Source organism: Boseongicola aestuarii, assembly GCF_900184815.1.
Lineage (GTDB): Bacteria > Pseudomonadota > Alphaproteobacteria > Rhodobacterales > Rhodobacteraceae > Boseongicola > Boseongicola aestuarii.
The window spans coordinates 1-20,659 of the sequence record NZ_FXXQ01000009.1 but is presented as its reverse complement, the minus strand read 5'-3'; the positions used below and the strand labels follow the sequence as shown (position 1 = coordinate 20,659).

Here is a 20,659-nt window from a genome sequence, read left to right as displayed (position 1 = left end):
GCTTGGAGTTGAATTATGGCTGTGTACGCAGTCCTGAGCGAACCAGTCTGGGGTCTGATATCCCTGTTAAACAGGGAAAGAACAGGGAAATTTGGGGATTTCGGGCGGAATTGACCTAACACGGATGGATTCGCGCATATAAATCAGATGTTTACGCGCAAATTCCCTACTCAAGTTAACACGGAAGATAATTCAGACATCAGGGAAAGAAATTACAGTTAATAGGGAAAGAGGGCTGGTTTTGAATTAGCGGTTTGGTAACAGGCGAAGCTACGCATCCGCCCTGCCACGCTAAACCAAGTTTCTTCATACCAGCCCATTGATGGTTACTCCGCGGCGAGGACGTTTAGTGTAGCGTAGTCCAGCTTTCCGGTCCCCAGCAACGGAAGGCAATCCAACACCCGAATGTCGCGTGGTATGGCGAGTTCTGCCACGCCGTTTGCTTTGCCCCATGCCCGTAAATCATCGGCGTTGGCGGCTTTTTCAGTAGTGAACAGAACTAACTGCTCACCTTTGCGGGGATCAGGTCGCGACACAACCGCGCTCTCGGCGTCGGGCCAGACAGCGGCAACGTAACCTTCAACCGCCGGAAGCGACACCATCTCACCGCCAATTTTGGTGAAACGTTTCACCCGGCCGCGGATGGCTAGAAATCCTTCATGGTTGATTGTTACGATGTCTCCGGTGTCATGCCAACCATCCTTGGGGGGCTGTAGAACACCAGGCGCGTCTGCCTTTAAGTAGCCGGCCATAATGTTCGGGCCTCGGACAAAAATGCGCCCACCTTCCTCAATACCTGGCACTGTTTCCAGTCGCGCTTCGATACCGGGCAACAAGCGACCGACGGTGCCCGCTTGAAAATGCATTGGTGTGTTGACCGCGATAACGGGGCCGGCTTCTGTGGCGCCATAACCTTCCAAAATACGCAGCCCAAACTTTTCGGAATAGGCCTTTCGGGTTTCGTCCCTTACCCGCTCGGCGCCAGCAAATATGTAGCGCAGAGAGTAGAAATCATAGCTGTGCGCCATTCGCGCATAGCCCGCCAGAAAAGTATCTGTGCCAAAGAGAATTGTGGCGTTGGAGTCGTATACCAGAGCCGGAACAATGCGATAATGGAGGGGGTTAGGGTAGAGAACTGTTCTCACGCCGCTAAACAGAGGCAGCAACGTGCCACCGGTCAGCCCGAAGCTGTGAAAGATCGGCAACGCGTTCAAGACTTTGTCAGATGCCGTAAAGTCGATCCTTGCCGCTAGCTGGCGGCAGTTGGACAAAAGATTGCGGTGTGTCAAAACCACCCCTTTGGGCAATCCTTCGGACCCGCTTGTGAAAAGGATCACGGCTGCAGCATCCGGTGAAAGGCTCTGGTTACGATGATTGCGTCGAGCGAATTTTCCGGCGACAGAAGCTATGATTTTGTCGACAAAGCCGATTTGTGCACCAACGTCTTCCAACCAAACAAACCCAATACCTTCGCTTTCCAAAGCGCTAACAACATCCCCCAAGCCTGCTTGGTCAATAAAGGCCCTTGCTGTGACAATGGTGCGCAATTCCGCGGCAGCACAGGCAGCCTTAATGTTGGCTAGGCCCGCGGTGTAGTTCAGCATCGCTGGAACGCGCCCGATTGCCTGCATAGCAAAGAAAGAGGCGACTAGACCGTTGACGTTTGGCATCAATAGTCCCACGGCCTCTCCTTTTTTTGTGAGAGCTGACAATGGCTTGGCGAGCGCCAAAGAAGAGGTAACCAGTCTAGAGTAACTCATCGGTTGACGTTTGATGTCTTCCAGTATCAATGCCTTGCCGCCAAAAATGTGCTTTGCCTCTAGTAGCGCACTGAACAGTGTTCGATCGGTGTCGGAGGTATCGAAGATCATTTGGCTCATTTCGTCATATAGACGATGACCGATAATTGCTCGACGTCCGCGCGCGGTCATCTCTCCTTCGACGTCAAAGCGACGCGGTTCCAAAATGGTTAGTGAGATCTTTGGAAAACTGCGTTGACGGACCTTGCCCCGGAGCCGCGAAAATGGTGTGTACTGTGCCCCGTCAATGCGGACGGGAATGATTGGTGCGTTTGCTTTCGAGGCAATCAGCCCAGGGCCGTCAAAGACCTTCATTAACGCGCCAGTAACAGTGATGCGGCCTTCGGGAAAGATGACCAGAGTCCGTCCGCCACGCACAGCTTTCACCATGGCCTTCGTCGCCATTGGGTTGGTTGGATCAACCGGAAAGGCCTCGAATATCGGGAGAAAAGGCTTGATCCACCAAGCTTTTGCTATTTCAGCGTTCAATGCAAATATCGGCTTTCCGGGCAGGAATGCCCCAAGAAGCAAGCCATCCAGAAATGAAACATGGTTCACAACAACAACAGCGGGTTCACCGGGTTTCGGCATGTTTTCCAAACCAGTAACTTCAACACGGTACAGCAGCTTCAAGAGTCCACGAACCATCGACTTGAAAACGATTTCTGGGAGCAACCAGCACGAGATAAAAGCAACTGCCAGCGTGGACAAACCAAGTACGCCTATGATGTTTTGCACGCTCATCCCCCAGTTCACCAACAGTACGGAAACAATAGTTATCCCAACAACAATCAGGGCACTGACAATGTTATTGGCGGCGATTGTACGCGATCGTTCTTCGGGGGCACTGCGCGTTTGAAGTATCGCATAGAGCGGAACAACGAACATTCCTCCAGCAAAACCGATCCCAAAAAGGTCGATCATTATGCGCCAACTGCCGGGAGAAGCAATGAAGCCATAAATACCATTGTCCGCCGATAGCCCTTGGTGACCCCTAGTCGATAGCCACAGGTCTATCATGAATGCTGCGAGCCCAAATGCGGCAGCAGGCACAAAACGCGCCGACACTTTTCCCGCAAGCAGTTTGCCAACTGTCAGCGAGCCGAGTGCAACGCTGACTGAGAAGATGATCAAAAATAGAGTGGTGACCTCTTGCTGCCCACGCAGTACGCCGCTGACGAGCGGTGTAAGCTCAGACAGTAAGATTGCACCTACGGCAAAAAACCAACCGATACCGAGGATCGAAAGCCAAACGCTGCGGTTATGGCGGGCTCCTTTGATAATGCGCCAGGTGCTTGCAACGATATTCAGATCTACTTTTAACTTTGGAGCTGCTGCAGGCGCGCTCGGCACCGCTAGACTTGCAAGAAAACCTACCAATGCCAGACCTGTAGCGACTAACCCTGCGATCCATGGAGCCATTAATCCTGCAAGCAATTGCCCAGCCAGTATGGCAACAAACGTGCCTGCCTCGACTAGTCCGGTGCCGCCCATAACTTCGTCTTCATGCAAATGTTGGGGAAGGATTGCATATTTTATAGGACCGAAAAAAGTTGACTGCAGGCCCATTAAAAACAACGACGCAAGTAAGATAGGAATCGACTGCAAGTAGAATCCGCCCAAAGCCAGCGCCATTATGCCAACTTCAGCTCCCTTGGCTAATCGCATCAACTTAGCTTTGTCATAGGCGTCCGAGATTTGTCCGGCCAAAGCCGAAAAGAGAAAATAGGGAAGAATAAACAGCCCTGTCGCGATTGTTGCCAACAAAACTGCCTTGTCGGGTTCCGCGGCATAGATTCCAAAACTGGCAAGGAACAGCATGGAGAACTTTAAAAGGTTGTCGTTAAATGCACCAAGAAACTGTACGATAAATAGTGGTGCGAAGCGGCGTTTTGTGAGTAATGAAAATTCGGGCGAAGCCATTTTTTTTCCTATTTCTTTTATACTTAGATTAAATTGACTAATCTTGCTAACTATTCATGTTGGGCCAAACTTGACGGTTCAGTTTGTTGCCCCCGATGAAGCAAAATGTTTGATGACTTAGCGAAGCCTGCATCCGCCTGCGAACTGGAAGTCTGCGGAACTGCGGACGCCGCCAAAGCCGGGAAGAAGGCAGGCAGAAAAGGTACTGACAAGAGCATCGCGCGTGACCCGCATTTCTTTGTTTGAAGATGATTTGCCGGGGTGATGGTCCCCAGCGCACCCAGCCAGCGCAACCGCAGCTCCAAGTGCCACCGTAACAACAGCGCACCTAAATGAACTGCTGTGCTTGGAACGTGCCTGATCTGAGCCTTCCTGCTTTAGTTCTGAACTCGCGCCACTTGCGTTCTGCTTGGTAAAAAATCCGCTCATCTTAACTTCCCATCCGATTTGTGAACATTGTTCATAAATGTAGATTGCATGATTCTGCGCGTCAGTCAACAAAAATGAACATTGTTCATATATTGACGAGAGTCAGCTGTCAGGACGGGTGACACTAAGTTTCGGGGCACTGTCACAGTGTCCTATACGCTCGAAGCGGAACTCGACATAACTCCAAATGGCAAAGCTGATCCTGACTATCTTGGCTGGGAGATCAAACAGTGCGGCGTTCGTTACTTCATCAAGTTTGCACCGAAAAGTGTGGTCACACTTATGACTCCTGAGCCTACAGCCGGGTTTTATCGGGAAGCCGAGCCGGAAGCTTTTGTCCGCCGCTTTGGGTATCCGGATCAGTCTGGAATAGCCCTCATTATCGTGGAACGGGTTCAGATCGCTCCGGGCAAACTGACGATCAGTCTCAATGCCAAACGGACGCAAAAGCTTGTAGGCGCTGAGCTGGAGTGTGATCCAGATGACCTCATGCTCGAGCTTCCGTTCACTGAGCGTCGCAGAGGCGTTGAGATGAAGATCATTGTTGGTGACGGGCCGGCGAATGTTGATCAGGTGCTCGTCGAGAATGTTGCGCTTGCCAATCGATGGTATCGGCAGCTCAAAGACGGTCTGAGCTACGAAGCTATTGCTTTGGAAGCTGGCACCTCCAAGCGCCGGGTTCAGCAACTTGTCGATCTGGCATTCCTGGCACCTGACATTGTTCGTGAAATTGTGAATGGCACGCAGCCTCTGGGACTGACGTCCGACTGGTGCCTGCGTCATGAGCTTCCAGCCGAGTGGCAATCGCAGCGCCAGCGCATCGCAACCCTCTGAACACACCACTTCGCGTATCGCGGAAATCGCCAGTCCAGACACTTGGTGGATTACGCGCCGAATTTGTTCTGAGCAGGAGTCTGGCGCAGCGACCCAACCCTACAACCCACCGAAACTGCGGCACTATGTGGCGCAACGTCACGTATCGCAGGTTTGGTGGAACTGCCTGGCTGTGCACGCAGTCCCGGGCGAACCAGTCTCGGGTCGAAATTCCCTGATTAACAGGGAAAGAACAGGGAAAAACTGCGATTTTGGACGCATTTGGCTTCACTCAGCTCTATTAGCACATATAATTCAGAGACTTACGCGCGAATTCCCTACTCAAATTAACAGGGAATTAAATTCCGGTATCAGGGAAAGAAATCGGCGGAACAGGGAAAGAATTTCGAGAAGCAGGGACGCGCGTGTCCAGCCGAATTCGCGATAGCGCGAACGAAGTTATCACCTGGCCAAAGACTGCTTGGTATCTTGAGCGGTCATTGGTGCATAACGCAGCCAACGGTGGTTCTGAGCCTAAAGTTACGGATTCTGCGCAACCTTTGCATGTCCGAAACACGCGCTAAGCCGAAGTTTTTGCTCCGAAAGGAAGCCCGTTGGACTTCTTAATCCGTCTCAATTTGGGGAACTTCACTCTAGGGCGCGATATGCCTCTGACATTCCAAAAGCTTCTGGTCCGAATTGTTTGAGAGCGGCTTCGGATCGCATGATTGGCGGAACCCGAACCGCCATCACTTTGACCCGTTGCCCATAGCGCAACGTTTCGTTGGTAATCGGCATAGCGGTCTCTGCGTCGAGAATTGAGATAATATCTGGCACAATCGCCAACACTTCTCCGTCAACACGGGCGATGAGGTTTTCGTTCTGAAATTCGATGATGCAACGGCCACTTGGATTGTCGATGGAGACACTGCCCAAAGTGAATCCTTCGCTTGTGCGTCTGTCTACATCGGTGATCTTTCCATCAAAGATAACGCGGGCGACTGCATAGCTTGTCGTCGCCAGAAAGGTGAACAACTCGTCTATTGGGTCGAGTTTGCGAGAACGGGAATTCCGGATAATTTCTCCGATCCGCCGTGCGAGTGTAAGGGTGTGCTTGACTGCACTGCGTTTTACTTCCGCCCCGCTCATAGGGTAATTCGCAAAATATGCGGTTCCCCCAAAACGGATTGTAATACCACGAGCTATCCATTCCATGCGATGGTTGTCATCGGTCATCACCAACGACGTGTCACCCTTTTCGTCAGAAATTCCCAAAGGGCACCCTTTGACGCCTTCAATAGCGAAGGTTTCCATCTGCAATTCTGGAAAAGCCCGCCCCTGGCCATCGGCATCGACCACCGGAATCCCCAAACGTGCGCCAACAAACAGCGGGATCGTCGAATTAATACCGCCAACTTCGGTCGGCATTGTTGCATCTGCCTGCCGCCCGAGCTCTTTTTCTACGACTCGCAGAGCGCGAATAGGCTCTTCACCTGAAGGAATCTTCTCAAGCAACACAGTGGGCGCGCCCATCATCGCCGTTGGGATAATTAGCTTGGCATCGTCCAACCCGTCGGGATCAATAATTTCGATCTTCCGGCCTGCGGCCAGCTCTTGTTTGACCATCAGCCCTCCTATGTAGGGATCGCCACCGCCGCCTGCACCCAAAAAGGCGGCACCAGTACACAAGTCGTCAACATCTTCAAATCTCAGTTCCATGTTGCTTCCTAAATTGGCAGATCGCCTACGGCTTTGACCCGAAGTCGTGTTGGATTGCCGGGCAAATAGCTGATCGGCACTTGTTCCACCTCGATGATTTCGACACTGGCTGCGGTGGCTCCTGCGCCGATCGCCTTGTCCTTGGCCTCCTGTCGGGCGTCGTCCAGCACTGATCCCCGCGTGGCCTCATTTAGGGTTACCACGCGTTCGACCTCGCCTGAGACTTGCGCGATGGCCGCTCCGACTGCATTGGCAACAGACGAATATTCGGGTCGAAGCACCTCCGACACCGACTGGACCGGCCAATCTACAAGGATGGAACCGCCCCCTACAACCAACAGAGGTAAATCTGCGGCCTCAGTTTTCATCCGCTCGACATTCACATCCAGCATTTGGCGCATTGATGCACGGGCGGCCTTAATTGTTGCCTTGTCTGCCTGCACCAGTGATCTGTCACCGATGCTAGCCCACCCGCCAGCGACGGCGATATCGGTGGCTGTCAATGTGTCACCGCCAAAACATTGGGCACGATTGGTCAACTCGTAACCAACCGATTCCGGTCCGACCCGTCGCCCTTCGTCGCGCACAAGGCTTCCGCCACCGAGGCCGACAGCCAAGACGTCTGGCATGCGGAAGTTCGTCTTGACCCCGCCGACATCGACAAAGTTGGTAGACTGACGAGGAAAACCATTGCGCAGCATGCCGATATCAGAAGTCGTGCCGCCGATATCCACTACCATCGCGTCCTGAATGCCAGCCAGATAGACCGCGCCGCGCATGGAATTGGTTGGCCCCGAGGCAAAGGTCAGAACCGGGTAGCGCTGCACATCATCGGCCCGCATCAATGTCCCGTCATTTTGGCTGATGAAGAGCGGCACATCTAAGCCAAGCTCGTGCAGGGCGCGACGAAAGGCCTGCACGACATGGTCAGACAATTGGGATAGTGCGGCGTTGATGATCGTAGAATTCTCCCGCGGCAAAAGGCCGAACTGACCCAACTCGCAAGACAGTGACACTGCAATATCAGGAACCTCGTTTCGCACGATCTCTGCAGTGCGCCGTTCCATCTCGCCGTTCATGGGCGAGAATACCGAGGTGATCGCCACCGTCTGGATGCTGCTTTGGCGAAATGCACGCGCGGCCTTTAAGACGGCCATTTCATCCAGCGGTGCGATTTCACGTCCGTCAAACTCGTACCCACCACCAACCAGATAAGCATTGCGGCCAACCTCGTTGATCAGGTCATCTGGCCAGTCAGTAAGCGGCGGAATGGCCGAGGTGGCGGGAAGCGCGAGACGAATAATTCCAACTGGCAGCAAGGACTTGCGCTGAATAACAGCATTGGTGAATTGAGTAGTACCAATCATCACACAGTCAACGTCCGTGCGATCAACACGAGCATCCGAAATGGCCTGTGTAATTGCCGCGACGATCCCGGAATAGACATCCGCCGTGGTCGGGGTCTTGCACCAGCCACGGACGCCATTGGCCCCCAAGACGACGGCATCGGTATTGGTGCCGCCGACATCCACCCCGATTTTCATGGCATCACCACGCCACTTTCAGCATCCCAAAACACAGCAACTTCGTCTGTCATATCAAGCCGGGGAAGGTCGGGACGGTTGGCAATTTCGACCATCAAATCTTGGTCAGCGATCTGAATACGATACCGTACGACCGAACCTTGATAGATCGTTTCGGAAACGGTCCCGGTCAGTTTTGGCTGTTCGTCTGCGTCAAGCGCATGCAACCGGATCATTTCGGGGCGCACAAGCAATGCGACATCCTGATCCTGAGAAACCGAGTTGTTTTGCGTAAGTCGCCCGGTAACCGTAGCGTTGCCAATGCGGATGGAACAGACCGCGCCATCAACTGCTGAAACTATGCCGTTTAACAAATTTGATTCACCGATGAATTCGGCGATAAACCGCGAGGCGGGTTGTTCATATATCTCGACCGGAGTGCCTATTTGCAGCACGCGGCCCTGATCCATAACGGCAATCCGGTCTGACATTGTCAGCGCCTCGGACTGGTCATGGGTAACATATATTGTTGTGATGCCGACAGATCTTTGGATGTTTTTGATCCAGAATTTCATCTCTTCGCGCATCTTCTTGTCAAGCGCGGATAAAGGCTCATCCAGAAGCAATATCTCGGGTTCGATCACCAGAACGCGCGCCAGCGCTACGCGCTGTTTCTGACCACCGGAAAGTTCGCGCTCGTACCTGCCTTCAAAGCCGGTCATCCCGACCTCGGCCAAAGCGGCATCGACCTTTTGCTTGATTTCGCCCCGGGGCAATTTGCGTTCAACAAGACCGAAGGCGATGTTGTCGAATACGGTCATATGCGGAAAAATGGCATAATTCTGGAAAACAATCCCAATGTCGCGGGCCTCAGGCGGAAGGGCTGTCACATCCCGCCCGTTGACGTGGATAGTGCCCGTGGTCGGTTTCACGAATCCTGCCAACATGCGCAGCGTCGTGGATTTGCCACAGCCAGAGGGCCCGAGCAGAGAGAAAAACTCGCCTTGTTCGATTTGCAGATCCAAGTCTGCAACGGCAACCGAATTGCCGAAGTGTTTTGAGATCGTGCTGAATTCTACGTAGGACATCGGGTTTCCTTGGAGTGTGGCCGGGAACGAACGCCCCCGGCCATTGCTTTTCAAAGACCGAAGATCTGGTTCAGCCTGTCGGTGATGTCTGCCTTGTTTTCCACAAAGAAATCCCAATCCGGAACCCAATAGGCAGAGACAGCGTCAGCCGTATTGGTAGCCCCTTCGGCGGCAAGCGCTGAAGGCATAGCAGCCTTTCCATTGGTCGGACGCCACAGGAATTCTTCCCCAAACGGCTCAAGGAAATCTGGCGACAGGGTGCGGTTCAACAAGGCAAGGGCCAGCTTTTTCTGCATCGGATCAGCATACCGGCTGATCGTTTTGGTCTGTGTCAGGATTGGCTTGCTGTCCCACTCCCAGACATCGACTGGCGCTCCTTGCTTTTTCAGCGTCAAAGCCTCGCCTTCGATGTGCACGGCAATATCAACCTCACCGCGCTCCAACAATGAGAGCATATTAAAGGTGAACTCGCTGATCTTCATCGGCATGGCACCCTCAAGGGCAGTGAAGGCGGCTTCCATATCGTACTGGTCCTTACCGAACTCTTGGGCTGTCGCCATGAAAAACGCGTGCATCAAGCCGTTTTCCGTGGCGTAGGTACCCCGCTTGTTGACAAAACGCTCGGCAAAGAAGTCACGGAAGTTGCTCACCGGCGCGCCACGGTCGGTACGATATGCGTAGACATAAGGCTGATAGGCCCAGGTCACGCCTGCGCCACTCGCAAAGGCGAAGTCCCAGCAATCAGCGGCGTTGGGGACATTGGCCTTGATCTCGTCCGTTGTTAGGAAAAAGTCGCCAGCAGCATTGGTCTGCATCAGGTTCGGCAGGTTCCAGTTCGCAATGTCATATACCGGATCGTTGGCACCTTGGGTTACAAATTTTGGGAACCAGGGGAATGAGCTGTCCCAGTTCAACTTGCAATTGAAGTCCTTCTCGAACTCGTCGGTCAGCGCTTTGCGCACAAATTCTTCCCAGCCGCCGCCCCACTCCGCGACATTCAACGTCGCACCACCAGCGTCAAAGACACCGCCATCATAGACAACGTCCTGTGCCCAGGCATGGTTGATATAGAACATGTTAGGAATGGTCGCAGCCGCGCCCAACGCTGCCCCACCTTTCAAAATGGATCGTCTGCTGTGTTTCTTATGAATGGTCATCTGTCTTACTCCCGTGGTTGGTATTGGAATTAGCCGTCCTGCCGTTCCAGCAAGCGGCGGATGTTCACCAGCCGGTTCGTAAGGAGAACCGAGGCGATAACGAGGGTGATGGCAAAGATGCCTGCGGCGGCGGCATCGGGCTCGAATTTGTAGCGCAGCGAATTATACATCGCGATTGGCAGTGGTTCAGAGTTCGGCGCCGACAGGAACAGCGACACCTCGAACTGGCCAAAGCTGACGATGAAGGCAAAGATTGAACCCGCTTGAATACCCTGCGCGATGTTGGGAAATGTGATTTTGCGAAAAGCCCGCATGGGCGATGCGCCGAGGCTTCGCGCGGCCTCCTCCAGTGAGACATCAAAAGTCGCCAAAGATGCACCGACGGTGCCGATCACGTATGGTGTGGAGTACAGAATATGCCCGATCCATAAGCCCCAGATCGTGCGCGAGATACCCATTCCGCTGGCGATGAAAAATGCGTAGAGGGCAAACCCGACGACGACACCCGGCAGGACCACCGGCGACAGAAAGAACGCCCGCAATGCGGCACGCCCAACAAAGCGAGAGCGCGCAAGAAACAGGGCGGCGGCAGTACCTAAGATGGTCGAAACCACCATGGTCATCAGAGCAAGCTTGAATGAAAAGAAGAATGCCGACAGGTATTTCTCGGAGTTGAGGAAAGAGATGACCCACCGGAGCGACAACCCTTTGGGTGGGAATGTCAGAAATTCGCCTGTTGTCAGCCCCGCAAGAACTACAACAAGGATCGGAAACAGCAGATAGCAAAAGCCGAGGATCGCAAGCACTAGCATTGGCAAGGGGATTTTGCGTTCCATCAGGCAAGCCCACCTGAGCCACGGTTCCCAAGTTTGAGGTAGACGGCCACAGCCGTAGCACTGATCAGGAACAGGATCACGGCAATGGTTGCGCCGAACTGAAAGCGCGCGCTTTCCGCGACCTGCTGGTAAATGTGGATCGGCAAGACCCCGACGCGGAACCCACCCATAAGCGCGGGTACAATGTAGGATGAGATCGACAAGGCGAAGACCAGCAGGGAACCCGAGAGGATACCCGGCATTGAGGCAGGCAACGTTACCCGCATGAAAGCGCGACGCCGGGAAGCGCCAAGCGAACGCGCAGCTTCTTCTAGGCTGGGAGGAATGCCCTTAATCACCCCAACAAGCGTCAGGATCATGAACGGCAGCGCGAACTGGACAAGGCCGAAAACCACGCCGCGAAAGTTATACATCAGGGCGACTGGGCCATCTGTAAGGCCCATGCCTTGTAAAATCTGGTTGATCAGACCGTTGTCGCCTAAGATCACCATCATCCCATACAGGCGAATGACCATATCCAGTTGCATCGACGCTAAAACGAGGATCAGCAGGAACGTATTGCGTGCCGGATTTTCGGTTTTGGCTATGACGAATGCCATCGGGTAGGCGACGACCAGTGTGATAAGCGAAACGATGCTCGCCAAGAGGACTGACCGTCCCGCCGCCATCAAATAATTGGAGCGTGAGAAAAAGCGGATGTAATTGTCCAACGTAAGATCGGTCACGACGGCGACCTGTCCGACCCTCGCCGGGTTGAAAGAGGTTGCGAAGAGCAACCCGACCGGGATCACAAAAAACAACATGAAAAACGCGACCAAAGGGACGACCAACAACCATTTGAATTGATGCTGAGAAAGGCCGCTTGCTCTGACTACCAAGGCCTTAGTCATCCCTTTGGCCTCTCATCATGGCGTCTAGGGCAGTCCATCCTTCAAATCCGACTATGGGTTTTGAATCCGGGTAAGGGTAGATTGATTTGTCGTTTTTATGCCCGCTTTGAATTGCCTTGTGTGCAAATTCGATGGCATTCGGCAAAGGGTCGATGACACTTATTCCGTCAAGTGCGGCACTGACCTCATCCGCAAACCCAAGCATCCCTGTACAGCCAAAGACGATGGATGTTGCTCCACCGCTGACGGCTTTCTTTGATCCATTGATGGTCCCGGCGAGTGCCGTTTCACGGTCAGTTTCAAGGGCAAGCACAGGAACGCCAATACCGATCGTTTCGCTCAACATGTCCGCCATCCCATATTTGCGTGCCAGATCCGCAAAGGCACGCTCTTGACGCTGCAAGACAGTGATCACGGCAAATCGCGCGCCTGCTGCTCGCATTGCAGCCTCTCCGCATCCGATCACCGGGATCGAGACCGCTTCGCGCGCAGCATCAAGACCGGGGTCAAGCATACAATCAATAACGACGGCCTGTGCGCCGTCCGCCTCGGCCATGATCGCGGCATCAATAACACCAGGAGCGGCCAAAACCTCGTCAACTGCGGATTCAATCGAAGCCGGGCCTTTCGAGATTTGCGCATTCGTCACTTTGCACCCATCCGGTGCGGGCAAAGTAGCGGCGCGAAAGCCCTCAGTTACGATTGGCGTGATGACATGGACCCAACCCAAAAACGAATCCCCCCTGATACGGTTGGTTTGCTCGGTCTAAGCCTGATTATTGAATGCGTCTGATGCGACTACCCAATCGGGTAGTTAGTCGCTAATAATGCCGAGCTGTCTCGCCTGATTGACCGCCCGCGCACGATTGTCGACGCGCAACTCGCCATAAATTTGCTTGAGATGATATTTCACTGTGTTGGTTGATACGCCCATGACGCGGCCGATTTCCTTGTTGGAGTAGCCCCGTGCCAAAAGCTGCAAATAACGTCTATTGAAAAGGACTTTCTGGTTGCCAGACGGCCCTACCGCCAACGGGTCTGACCCCGACGACCAGTGGTGCATGATTTCCGACAACTGGCGACGTTGCACCGTATTGATTGGAACCTTCACGTATTCGCCATCCAAAACAGACTGCACTGCGGGACGCAGTGGTAAACCCTCATCCAGGATAAAGCGCCTAAAGGGTTGGTTACCAAGCAAACGGATTGCAGACAAAAGCGCGCTGGTCGCATCACCCCGCGAATTCAACTGCAAAAAAGCCTGCGCGCGGATCACTCTCAACTTGGCCAGCGACAACAGTTGCCCGCCGCGAATTGCAGTTTCTTCAGCCAGTTCCACAAAATCAAGCGCGCGCTTGGGGCGGCGGGCGCGGACCAGCCAGCGTGCGATTGCGACGTTCGTGGTCCCATGACGCAGTCCCCAATCCTTTTCTGGCTGATCTGCGTCGAGCTTGCTTGGATCGAGCCCAATGCTCTGCATTTCCTTGTTGGCTGTTTCGATCTCATCGCTGAGCGTTAGCGCGCGAATGCGCTCGACGGCCATCAGTCGCGCCAAACGCGGCATCTGACGATCGCGGGCCGCTGCATCCGCATGGGCGAGTTCCGTCAGGGCGCCTGGCAGACCGGCCCGCACATAGGCAAGTCGAGCCCGAACACGGTAAGTTGCCGCAAGAATATCCAACCATGCGTCTGTGTGCTCAATGCTTGTAAAGGCATCGTCCAGCAATGATTGGGCGACGCCCATCTCATTCATCTCATAATAAACTTCGGACTTCAAAGCCTGACATATTGCACGCAGACCCTGCGGATCACCTGTTAGTTGGTCCAGGCTTGCTTCCATGTCATCATATTGGGCAATCGCGCCGCTTAGATCACCGCGCATCATACGGATTTGACCAAGATGCGTATGCATGTGCAAAGACCCAAATTGCGCATCTCCTAGCCGATATAGCCGGATTGCGTTCTCTGCATGATCCTGTGCGCGGTCAAATTCTCCGCGGTGAAGGGCCGCGGTAGATAAATGATTGAACGTTAACGCCTGCCCAACAAGATCATCCGCCGGCAAGGTGGACAACAATTGAGTGAGCCGAGTGGAGTCTTCTTCCGTCAAAGCGCGATCTTCGTAGACCCTGACGTGAGCATCAACTAGCAGCATGTCCGGTGCAAGAAAATCAATACTTGAGGCATTTTTATCGGTCGCCACTTCCAAAATATTTAGTCGTTCCCGTGCTCCAATCGGATCGCCGATCTTTGCAAGAAGGAACGCAGAGGCAAGAGCTGCCTGCGGAAATTCTCCAATGCGAGCGGTATCAACGGCAACTTTGTCAGTGACCAGCGTTGCTGGCGCCTTCATGTAACTGCGCCAATCGTTAACTTCTTCAATCTGCCCCGAAGTTGAGATTTTCCGCTCCAATTTCTCTATTTTTCTTCCTTTGATGATACCCTCGCTCAATAAGAAATCAACGACAGCGTCTTCGCGCTGCTAGAAGGGTTTTGTTACGTTGACTCGACGATCAGCGCAGCGAAGGACTGCTTTGAATGGTGACGTTTTGAACGGGAAGTTTGTTCTAGAGCAAGTTGTGCCCTCTGCGCAAAACCGGCGGCTTTTTGAAGAATAATGGAATTTTCGAGTGCGGGGCTTGACCAGATCCAGCACATCCGGATCGCAAAAGAACGGCGCTGATCACCATGGGAATTTCTATGCTTACTTTTTCTATCTGGCATGCCGAAGCCCTTTTCTCCGAATGGGACCCAGATGTTTTTGACTTGGCTTGCGTGGGGTAAGTTGCTCCCGGTCCCAGGGAGTCTGAACCTACATTCGGCGATCAGGATGCAAACGCTTCCAGTGCGATGAAAGACTACGCTACCTTTGAGGCTTCTGCGATATCGGAGAGCGCTTCTGCCGCTATTTCAAAGGACCGCAGCCGCGCAGCATGATTGTGGATCATTCCTGTCACCATCAATTCTTCCGGCTGATATCGTGCAACCAAGGCTGCAAGTTCGCGACGGACTGTTTTTGGGCTGCCCGTCGCAGAACAGGAAAGTGACTGCTTCACCTGCGCCATGACCGCCGCCGGGATTTCCGCTGACAGATCACCAGTCGGAAGAGGAAGCTTGCCAGGACGCCCCGTCCGCAATCGCGCGAAAGCAAGCATCTGAGATGACCGCAGATACCAAGCCTCTTCATCGGTTTTAGCGGCACATACACCCGCAGCCATCATGAAGTACGGCTTGGCCAGCCAACGGGATGGACGGAATGTTGTTCGATAGGTCGCGATGGCATTCTCAAGCATCGCAGGCGCAAAATGGGAGGCGAACGCATAAGGTAACCCAAAGTGGGCAGCGAGTTGCGCACCGTAAAGGCTGGAGCCGAGTATCCAGAGCGGGACATGGGTGCCTTGCCCGGGGATCGCCTTGATCCGCATCTCTTCAGACGCATCGTCGAAATATCCCAACAGCTCCACCACATCCTGCGGAAAGCTATCATTGGCTTCCATATGCCTTCTGAGGGCGTGCGCCGTCGCCCCGTCCGTACCAGGAGCGCGACCAAGACCAAGATCAATTCTCCCCGGATAGAGCGTTTCAAGCGTGCCGAACTGTTCTGCGATTACCAGAGGCGCGTGGTTAGGCAACATGATGCCACCAGCGCCGACGCGAATAGTCTTTGTGCCCCCAGCAACGTGCCCAATGACGACAGAAGTTGCAGCACTGGCGATGCCCGGCATGTTGTGATGCTCTGCTAGCCAATAACGGTAATAGCCGTTTGCTTCGGCGTGGCGCGCAAGGTCGAGTGTATTGCGCAATGCATCAGCAGCCGACCCTCCCTCCGGTACCGGCGACAAGTCGAGCAGAGAGAATTTGTACAATACCTATCTCCATGTTTGGACAGAGCCTACCTAGGCCAATCTTGTTCACACGGTAATGGCTTCCTTTAACGGCGCCAATTTTAACTTTTGTGGCCAAAAAATAGTATCGGTAATGTGCAGTTGTGCTCGGCCGCGCACAAGAAACCTGACAAACAAGGCATGCACTAGCAGCCTCTCGCTCTTTCACCACAGGCCGCTATTGGTCTGGCTTGTAGTTCTGCCCAGAGACGAAGCCGAGATAGAACGCTGAAATTGAGGCCAGTGCCGCAGCCCACATCATGTCTCCTGCCGAGTAGATGAAGAGACACACTAGAGCGACGTTGCCGTACAAAGCCAGCTTATCGGGGATCTTGTTGGGCATTTTCATCTTTCCTACTGTCCGTTCCATCGCCTGTGGGGTGACCTCAGCGAGGGGCGAACTCTATCACTTCGCAGTTCTTAGGTTGGATTCCTGTCAGTGCGCGAATGAAGTTACCGTGCGTGACAATTGCAGTTGAATGGACCTGTTCACGCTTGAGAAACTCAGCAAATCCGTCCGCTCTTGCCTGTAACGCCTCATGAGGTTCGACGGAGATGCCTCTGTGGTCTTTCTCTCCGTCATGCCACCAGCACTCATCTAGATGATCAAAATTAAGATGAGGGTGGTCTCTGGCAAGCACGTGAGGCGGACTACCAACATCGCAGCTGTTGCAGAGTTGTTCTCGCACCAGTGCGTTGATCTGAAATGGCAACTGGTTTCCAAAAATCAAATGGGCCGTTTGGAGTGTTCTGGTAAAAGGTGAAACGATGACACTAACAAGGTTAAGTTGACTGACTTCAGTTCGAGCGCGCCGGGCCTGAGACTCTCCAAGCGCCGTAATCGGTGCATCGAAGATCATAGGATCCGGCTCATTTGGATCGTAAACCGCATTGAAGGCCGATTGAGCGTGTCGAATAAGATAAATCGTCACTTTGAATACGTCCAAATCCTGGGAATTGTAGAGTTGCTGTTCAACGAGTTTTCAATCTAGGCCATTCACCGCTTCGACTCCATAGCGTGCCAAACGGCCAGAGCGGTCATTGGTGCGAGGTGCAGCGAATGACGGCTTGGAGCCCACAGCGGACCGTCAATTCGGAATTTACTGTGGTCGTCCGCAGAACCTAGAAATCATCTGTTAGGTCATTCACTGGCAGACGCGGACCATTGCGCTACCGCTCTTGCTAAGGCCGACTGAGTAGCTGTACCGCACGTCGCCAATGAACAACTCGATGCTTCCGCTGAAGACAGGCAGTGGTATCCTATCTCCACTACTTGCAAAGATTGTGGCAGGCGACGGACCCTCATTCACCAACGCCCACGCAGACGGCGCGTTGGGTATAGTGTTACTTGACGTTAGCGGGATGCGCTGGCGTGTCTCACTCAGGCGGTACACAAAGCATTCCATATCTTTTGTCAGTGCCAGGATTGCTGCATCGGTAGCTGAGGCTGTCGAAGTTGCTGTGCCAATTGCCGTCGCAACAACCAGTACACGAGCCAATATTTTCAATCGTTGAGGCATGGTACCTTTGCTCCTTTTCCCGTCCATGTCAGCCCGAAGTATTGCAGGCGACGGGGCCAACAAAGATATTAGCCACGTGTCTCCGGGCTGTGATTGACGAATGTCAATGCTGGACCGTCTGGGCCAAGTAATCTCAAGCGTCGTCCAAAGTCGCCTGAAAGAAGAATGCGCGGCGGGAGTTCCTGAGGCCTGCAACACGCGGGGTTTTGGGTGAGCGATACCTGATTGGTCATGCCGGAGGAGAAATCAATTGACTTTTGCATATCTTTTGGCAGCTCTAATTTCCGCCTCGACGTTTACGGTTCCCTCAAGCGAACTCTCCGAAAAAAGTGCTCTTCACTTTCGCGATGGCCGTCCAAACCACGGCGTACTACGTGTGGCAAGTTCCAATGTTTCCGACCAAATCCAAACGAAAGTAGTTGTACTTAAGAGAACGCGGCGCGGTGACGAAATGGAAGTCAGGTACCGAATTGAGTTCAGCCGGGTTCCGAGAAACAATAAATACAAGATGTATCTCTTATCTGGCTACATGCACAGCAACGGTCTTCCTGAGGTAGACCTTTCAAAAACGTTTGGGATTGGCACACCAAGCGACGAAGGAAAGTTATCTATGGAGTTTGGCTTCATCCTAGACAGAGGTGAATGGACTCGGATTAAGCTGCGTTCTCTTGATGGGACAATTGAGAAAACCGTGCGATTTACGCTGTTCAAATAGTCCGAACCCGAAGACGCAAACTCCCTTAGATCATAGCAGGAAGCTCTGTATTGGTGACGACGTCTATCTGTGGAGCTGACGTTCATACGCACTTGGAGCGCAGCTCAGCAGCGAAGGACCGCTTTGTCCGCACAGCAGACGTTCAACTGGCGTTCTCATGCCGCCCTGCAGCGAATGACCGGATTGTCCCGCTTAGCAGTCGTTGGCGCCTCCTGCAGCGAACGGCTGCTCTGAGCCCAAAGCGGACGGACATGATCGTTTCCAGGCGGATGAACACGGGGCTCGTCTTGAAGTGCTTGGACATGTCGGGCTGCATCATAGAGACCCCGGGAAGGCTCCCTGCCGCACTCAGGCCGGTATCCTCAAACCTGACCCTACGAAGAACTATCCACGAGAATCTTTGATTCATCGATTACGAGTGGTGTAGGGTTGGAAAATCACAGAATAAGGAGAGGCTTCAACATGTCAGACGAGGGCATCGGCGCAGAAGAAACCACCCTGATCCATGCAGCGATCACAGGAGATTCCGGCGCTGTGAAGGGCGCCCTGGTTTTAGAAGATGTTAACGCCTCGGACACCGACGGCTGGACGGCGCTGCATATTGCGTCCCGTAACGGAAACGCCGAGATCGTGCATCTCCTCCTGTCCCATCCAACGATAGACGTTAACGTCAAGAACAGATGGAAGAGCACCCCCTTGATGATAGCGGCGGGGAGCGGAAACCTCGATATCGTAGACCTACTCCTGAAACATCCAAGGATTCAGGTAGATGCTCAGGCGGAATACTACGGCCGCACCGCGCTTATTGAAGCCGCTCTCAAGGGCCATCTTCCTGTAGCGAAGACGCTTGTGGCGCATGGCGCGAATGTCAACGCTACGGACAAAACCGGCCGGAATTCAGCCCTCGTCGAAGCGATCAAGAACCATCACGTAAACGTCGCAACCTATATTCTTCGGTCGGGGCTTGTGGATTTCTCAAGCCATGACCTCAGGCTTCAGGCGCTCATCTGGGCGGGCAACCGGGGCGGTGATGTTCTGCGTGCCGAACTCGACGCCGCCATCAGCAACTTCTTCCGTCGCCGGCAGCGTGCAGCATCCTGAGTCCTTTGGCGAAAGTCTGTCAGAGACATCTAGAATACGTCGGCCGGCAATCGGCCTTCAATGACCAACAATAAGTTTGTTTGTCGGCAATCTCGGCGATTGCCTAAGATTCCCGAATCTGATCGGGACGGGTTGAATTCGACGCGCGCATCGCGCCCTGAACGGTTTCTGGGGCAGAAAAATCTCTCAAATTCCCGATGGAACGAACTTCGCGTTTGTCCGCATAGTAGTCATTGGTGCATCCTGCAGCGAATGGCAGCTTCGAGCCCAAAAGTGCCAATTGCTGCAATCTGCTCAAACGACAGTTTTGGGCGGACAGATAGAAGCACGTTTATTGCCAACCTTCTAAAAGATAAGGGCGAAAATGTTTGCTGTGTTTCTTCCTGAGTTGTGTACAGTCTTTTCGACGGCTCGAAGATTTGCCGGCCGAAGCTGAAGTGTCGGAGTCAACAAAAGGTCAGATTTTTCAGAGCCTCGCAAAAGCTATAAATCGGTCTGCCCTAATCGTCCCGGTATTCTTGTATGCCCTTGCCTACAGCGACCTAGCGCAGGCCCCGGGGGGGGCAGATGTATTACTCTTTCTGATATTTATAGGTATTCCGTTATCAATTATTTTCTATGGTTACGTCATCGTCAATTTGATCGCAGCTTCAGCGTGGTCGTATCAGGGATCGGTGAAAGTTGCATGGGTCCTTAATTGGGTGGGTCTGTTTATTTGGTTTCTTTTGGTCGTTTCAGTTTTAACCGGTTATCCATTGGGTGAAACTACGTATCCGAATGGACTCTGGGTTTTTGTCTTCGGCTGGCTGATCTTAATGATCATCAATATAGTCGCGCTTTTTCAGAAGAAACGGGATCCGAACAATTAGCTGCAAAAATTCGCGCCGGCCTTGTTAGCAAGAGATCCCGATATGCGCTGCTCCGTAGGAAGGGCATACACTGATTGCTTAAGTTTCGAAGGAAAGCCGGCACAATGCTGAATTACATTTCCTGAGCACTGACTAACTTACTCTTACTTTTGCAAGAGCGATAAGTTTATGTTTTGGCTTCCGACCTTCACGCATTGCAATGGCGATGGATGGCAGCTTCGTCCGCAAAGCAGTCATTGCTGCACGCCGCAGCGAATGACTGCTTTGCAGATGGGGTGGATGGCTCCTGCTCCATCGGCGTCGCGATGCGTCATAGTGCAGTTGTCAGAACTGTGAGAGAGGAGCCACCCCATGCAAGTTACCACCATCGGCCTCGATTTGGCCAAGAATGTC

16 protein-coding genes are annotated in these 20,659 nt (G+C 53.2%); 4 read left to right on the top strand and 12 right to left on the bottom strand.

Going from position 1 to position 20,659, the window contains the following annotated elements:
- Positions 1-326 precede the first annotated feature (326 nt).
- Positions 327-3,722 carry an acyl-[ACP]--phospholipid O-acyltransferase gene (locus BOA8489_RS13015; protein WP_093974475.1) on the bottom strand — a complete coding sequence of 1,132 codons (3,396 nt, stop codon included), beginning with the start codon at positions 3,720-3,722 and terminating at the stop codon, positions 327-329.
- A 576-nt stretch (positions 3,723-4,298) separates the two neighbouring features.
- Between BOA8489_RS13015 and BOA8489_RS13010 the strand changes: the two genes are divergently transcribed.
- Entirely contained in the window at positions 4,299-4,985 is a 687-nt protein-coding gene (locus tag BOA8489_RS13010; RefSeq protein ID WP_093974474.1) for an MvaI/BcnI family restriction endonuclease, read from the top strand.
- A gap of 627 nt (positions 4,986-5,612) precedes the next feature.
- Here BOA8489_RS13010 and BOA8489_RS13005 read toward each other — a convergent pair.
- The 11 genes from BOA8489_RS13005 to BOA8489_RS12960 form a co-directional block, all read right to left on the bottom strand.
- Positions 5,613-6,683 carry an S-methyl thiohydantoin desulfurase family protein gene (locus tag BOA8489_RS13005; protein WP_093974473.1) on the bottom strand — a complete coding sequence of 357 codons (1,071 nt, stop codon included), beginning with the start codon at positions 6,681-6,683 and terminating at the stop codon, positions 5,613-5,615.
- 8 nt (positions 6,684-6,691) lie between these two features.
- Positions 6,692-8,227: a hydantoinase/oxoprolinase N-terminal domain-containing protein gene (locus BOA8489_RS13000; RefSeq protein ID WP_093974472.1), complete on the bottom strand. Its 1,536-nt coding sequence runs from the start codon at positions 8,225-8,227 to the stop codon at positions 6,692-6,694.
- Complete coding sequence (locus BOA8489_RS12995; protein WP_093974471.1) at positions 8,224-9,294, bottom strand: ABC transporter ATP-binding protein; 1,071 nt, start codon at positions 9,292-9,294, stop codon at positions 8,224-8,226. Before BOA8489_RS12995 ends, BOA8489_RS13000 begins: the two co-directional genes overlap by 4 nt.
- 50 nt (positions 9,295-9,344) lie before the next feature.
- Positions 9,345-10,451: a twin-arginine translocation signal domain-containing protein gene (locus tag BOA8489_RS12990; RefSeq protein WP_093974470.1), complete on the bottom strand. Its 1,107-nt coding sequence runs from the start codon at positions 10,449-10,451 to the stop codon at positions 9,345-9,347.
- A 29-nt stretch (positions 10,452-10,480) separates the two neighbouring features.
- Positions 10,481-11,287, bottom strand: a complete 807-nt coding sequence (locus BOA8489_RS12985) for an ABC transporter permease (protein WP_093974469.1) — start codon at positions 11,285-11,287, stop codon at positions 10,481-10,483.
- Entirely contained in the window at positions 11,287-12,177 is an 891-nt protein-coding gene (locus BOA8489_RS12980; protein WP_093974468.1) for an ABC transporter permease, read from the bottom strand. The genes BOA8489_RS12985 and BOA8489_RS12980 overlap by 1 nt, the downstream gene beginning before the upstream one ends.
- Entirely contained in the window at positions 12,170-12,907 is a 738-nt protein-coding gene (locus BOA8489_RS12975; protein WP_093974467.1) for an aspartate/glutamate racemase family protein, read from the bottom strand. The genes BOA8489_RS12980 and BOA8489_RS12975 overlap by 8 nt, the downstream gene beginning before the upstream one ends.
- Positions 12,908-12,991: 84 nt before the next feature.
- Positions 12,992-14,530, bottom strand: a complete 1,539-nt coding sequence (locus tag BOA8489_RS12970) for a LuxR C-terminal-related transcriptional regulator (protein ID WP_141138296.1) — start codon at positions 14,528-14,530, stop codon at positions 12,992-12,994.
- Between the two features lie 505 nt (positions 14,531-15,035).
- Positions 15,036-16,043 carry an LLM class flavin-dependent oxidoreductase gene (locus BOA8489_RS12965; protein ID WP_093974465.1) on the bottom strand — a complete coding sequence of 336 codons (1,008 nt, stop codon included), beginning with the start codon at positions 16,041-16,043 and terminating at the stop codon, positions 15,036-15,038.
- 196 nt (positions 16,044-16,239) lie between these two features.
- Entirely contained in the window at positions 16,240-16,404 is a 165-nt protein-coding gene (locus BOA8489_RS20480; protein WP_176440300.1) for a hypothetical protein, read from the bottom strand.
- 43 nt (positions 16,405-16,447) lie between these two features.
- Positions 16,448-16,993 (bottom strand): histidine phosphatase family protein, encoded by a 546-nt coding sequence (locus BOA8489_RS12960; protein WP_093974784.1) that lies wholly within the window; start codon positions 16,991-16,993, stop codon positions 16,448-16,450.
- 838 nt (positions 16,994-17,831) lie between these two features.
- Between BOA8489_RS12960 and BOA8489_RS20220 the strand changes: the two genes are divergently transcribed.
- The 3 genes from BOA8489_RS20220 to BOA8489_RS12930 all read left to right on the top strand — a co-directional run bounded on the left by BOA8489_RS20220 (position 17,832) and on the right by BOA8489_RS12930 (position 20,266).
- On the top strand, positions 17,832-18,296 hold the full coding sequence (locus tag BOA8489_RS20220) for a hypothetical protein (RefSeq protein ID WP_141138295.1): 465 nt from the start codon (positions 17,832-17,834) through the stop codon (positions 18,294-18,296).
- 462 nt (positions 18,297-18,758) lie between these two features.
- The gene (locus tag BOA8489_RS12940) at positions 18,759-19,397 is read left to right on the top strand and encodes an ankyrin repeat domain-containing protein (protein ID WP_093974461.1); all 639 of its coding nucleotides are present in this window, start codon (positions 18,759-18,761) and stop codon (positions 19,395-19,397) included.
- Between the two features lie 419 nt (positions 19,398-19,816).
- Positions 19,817-20,266 (top strand): hypothetical protein, encoded by a 450-nt coding sequence (locus tag BOA8489_RS12930; RefSeq protein ID WP_141138294.1) that lies wholly within the window; start codon positions 19,817-19,819, stop codon positions 20,264-20,266.
- Positions 20,267-20,659 lie beyond the last annotated feature (393 nt).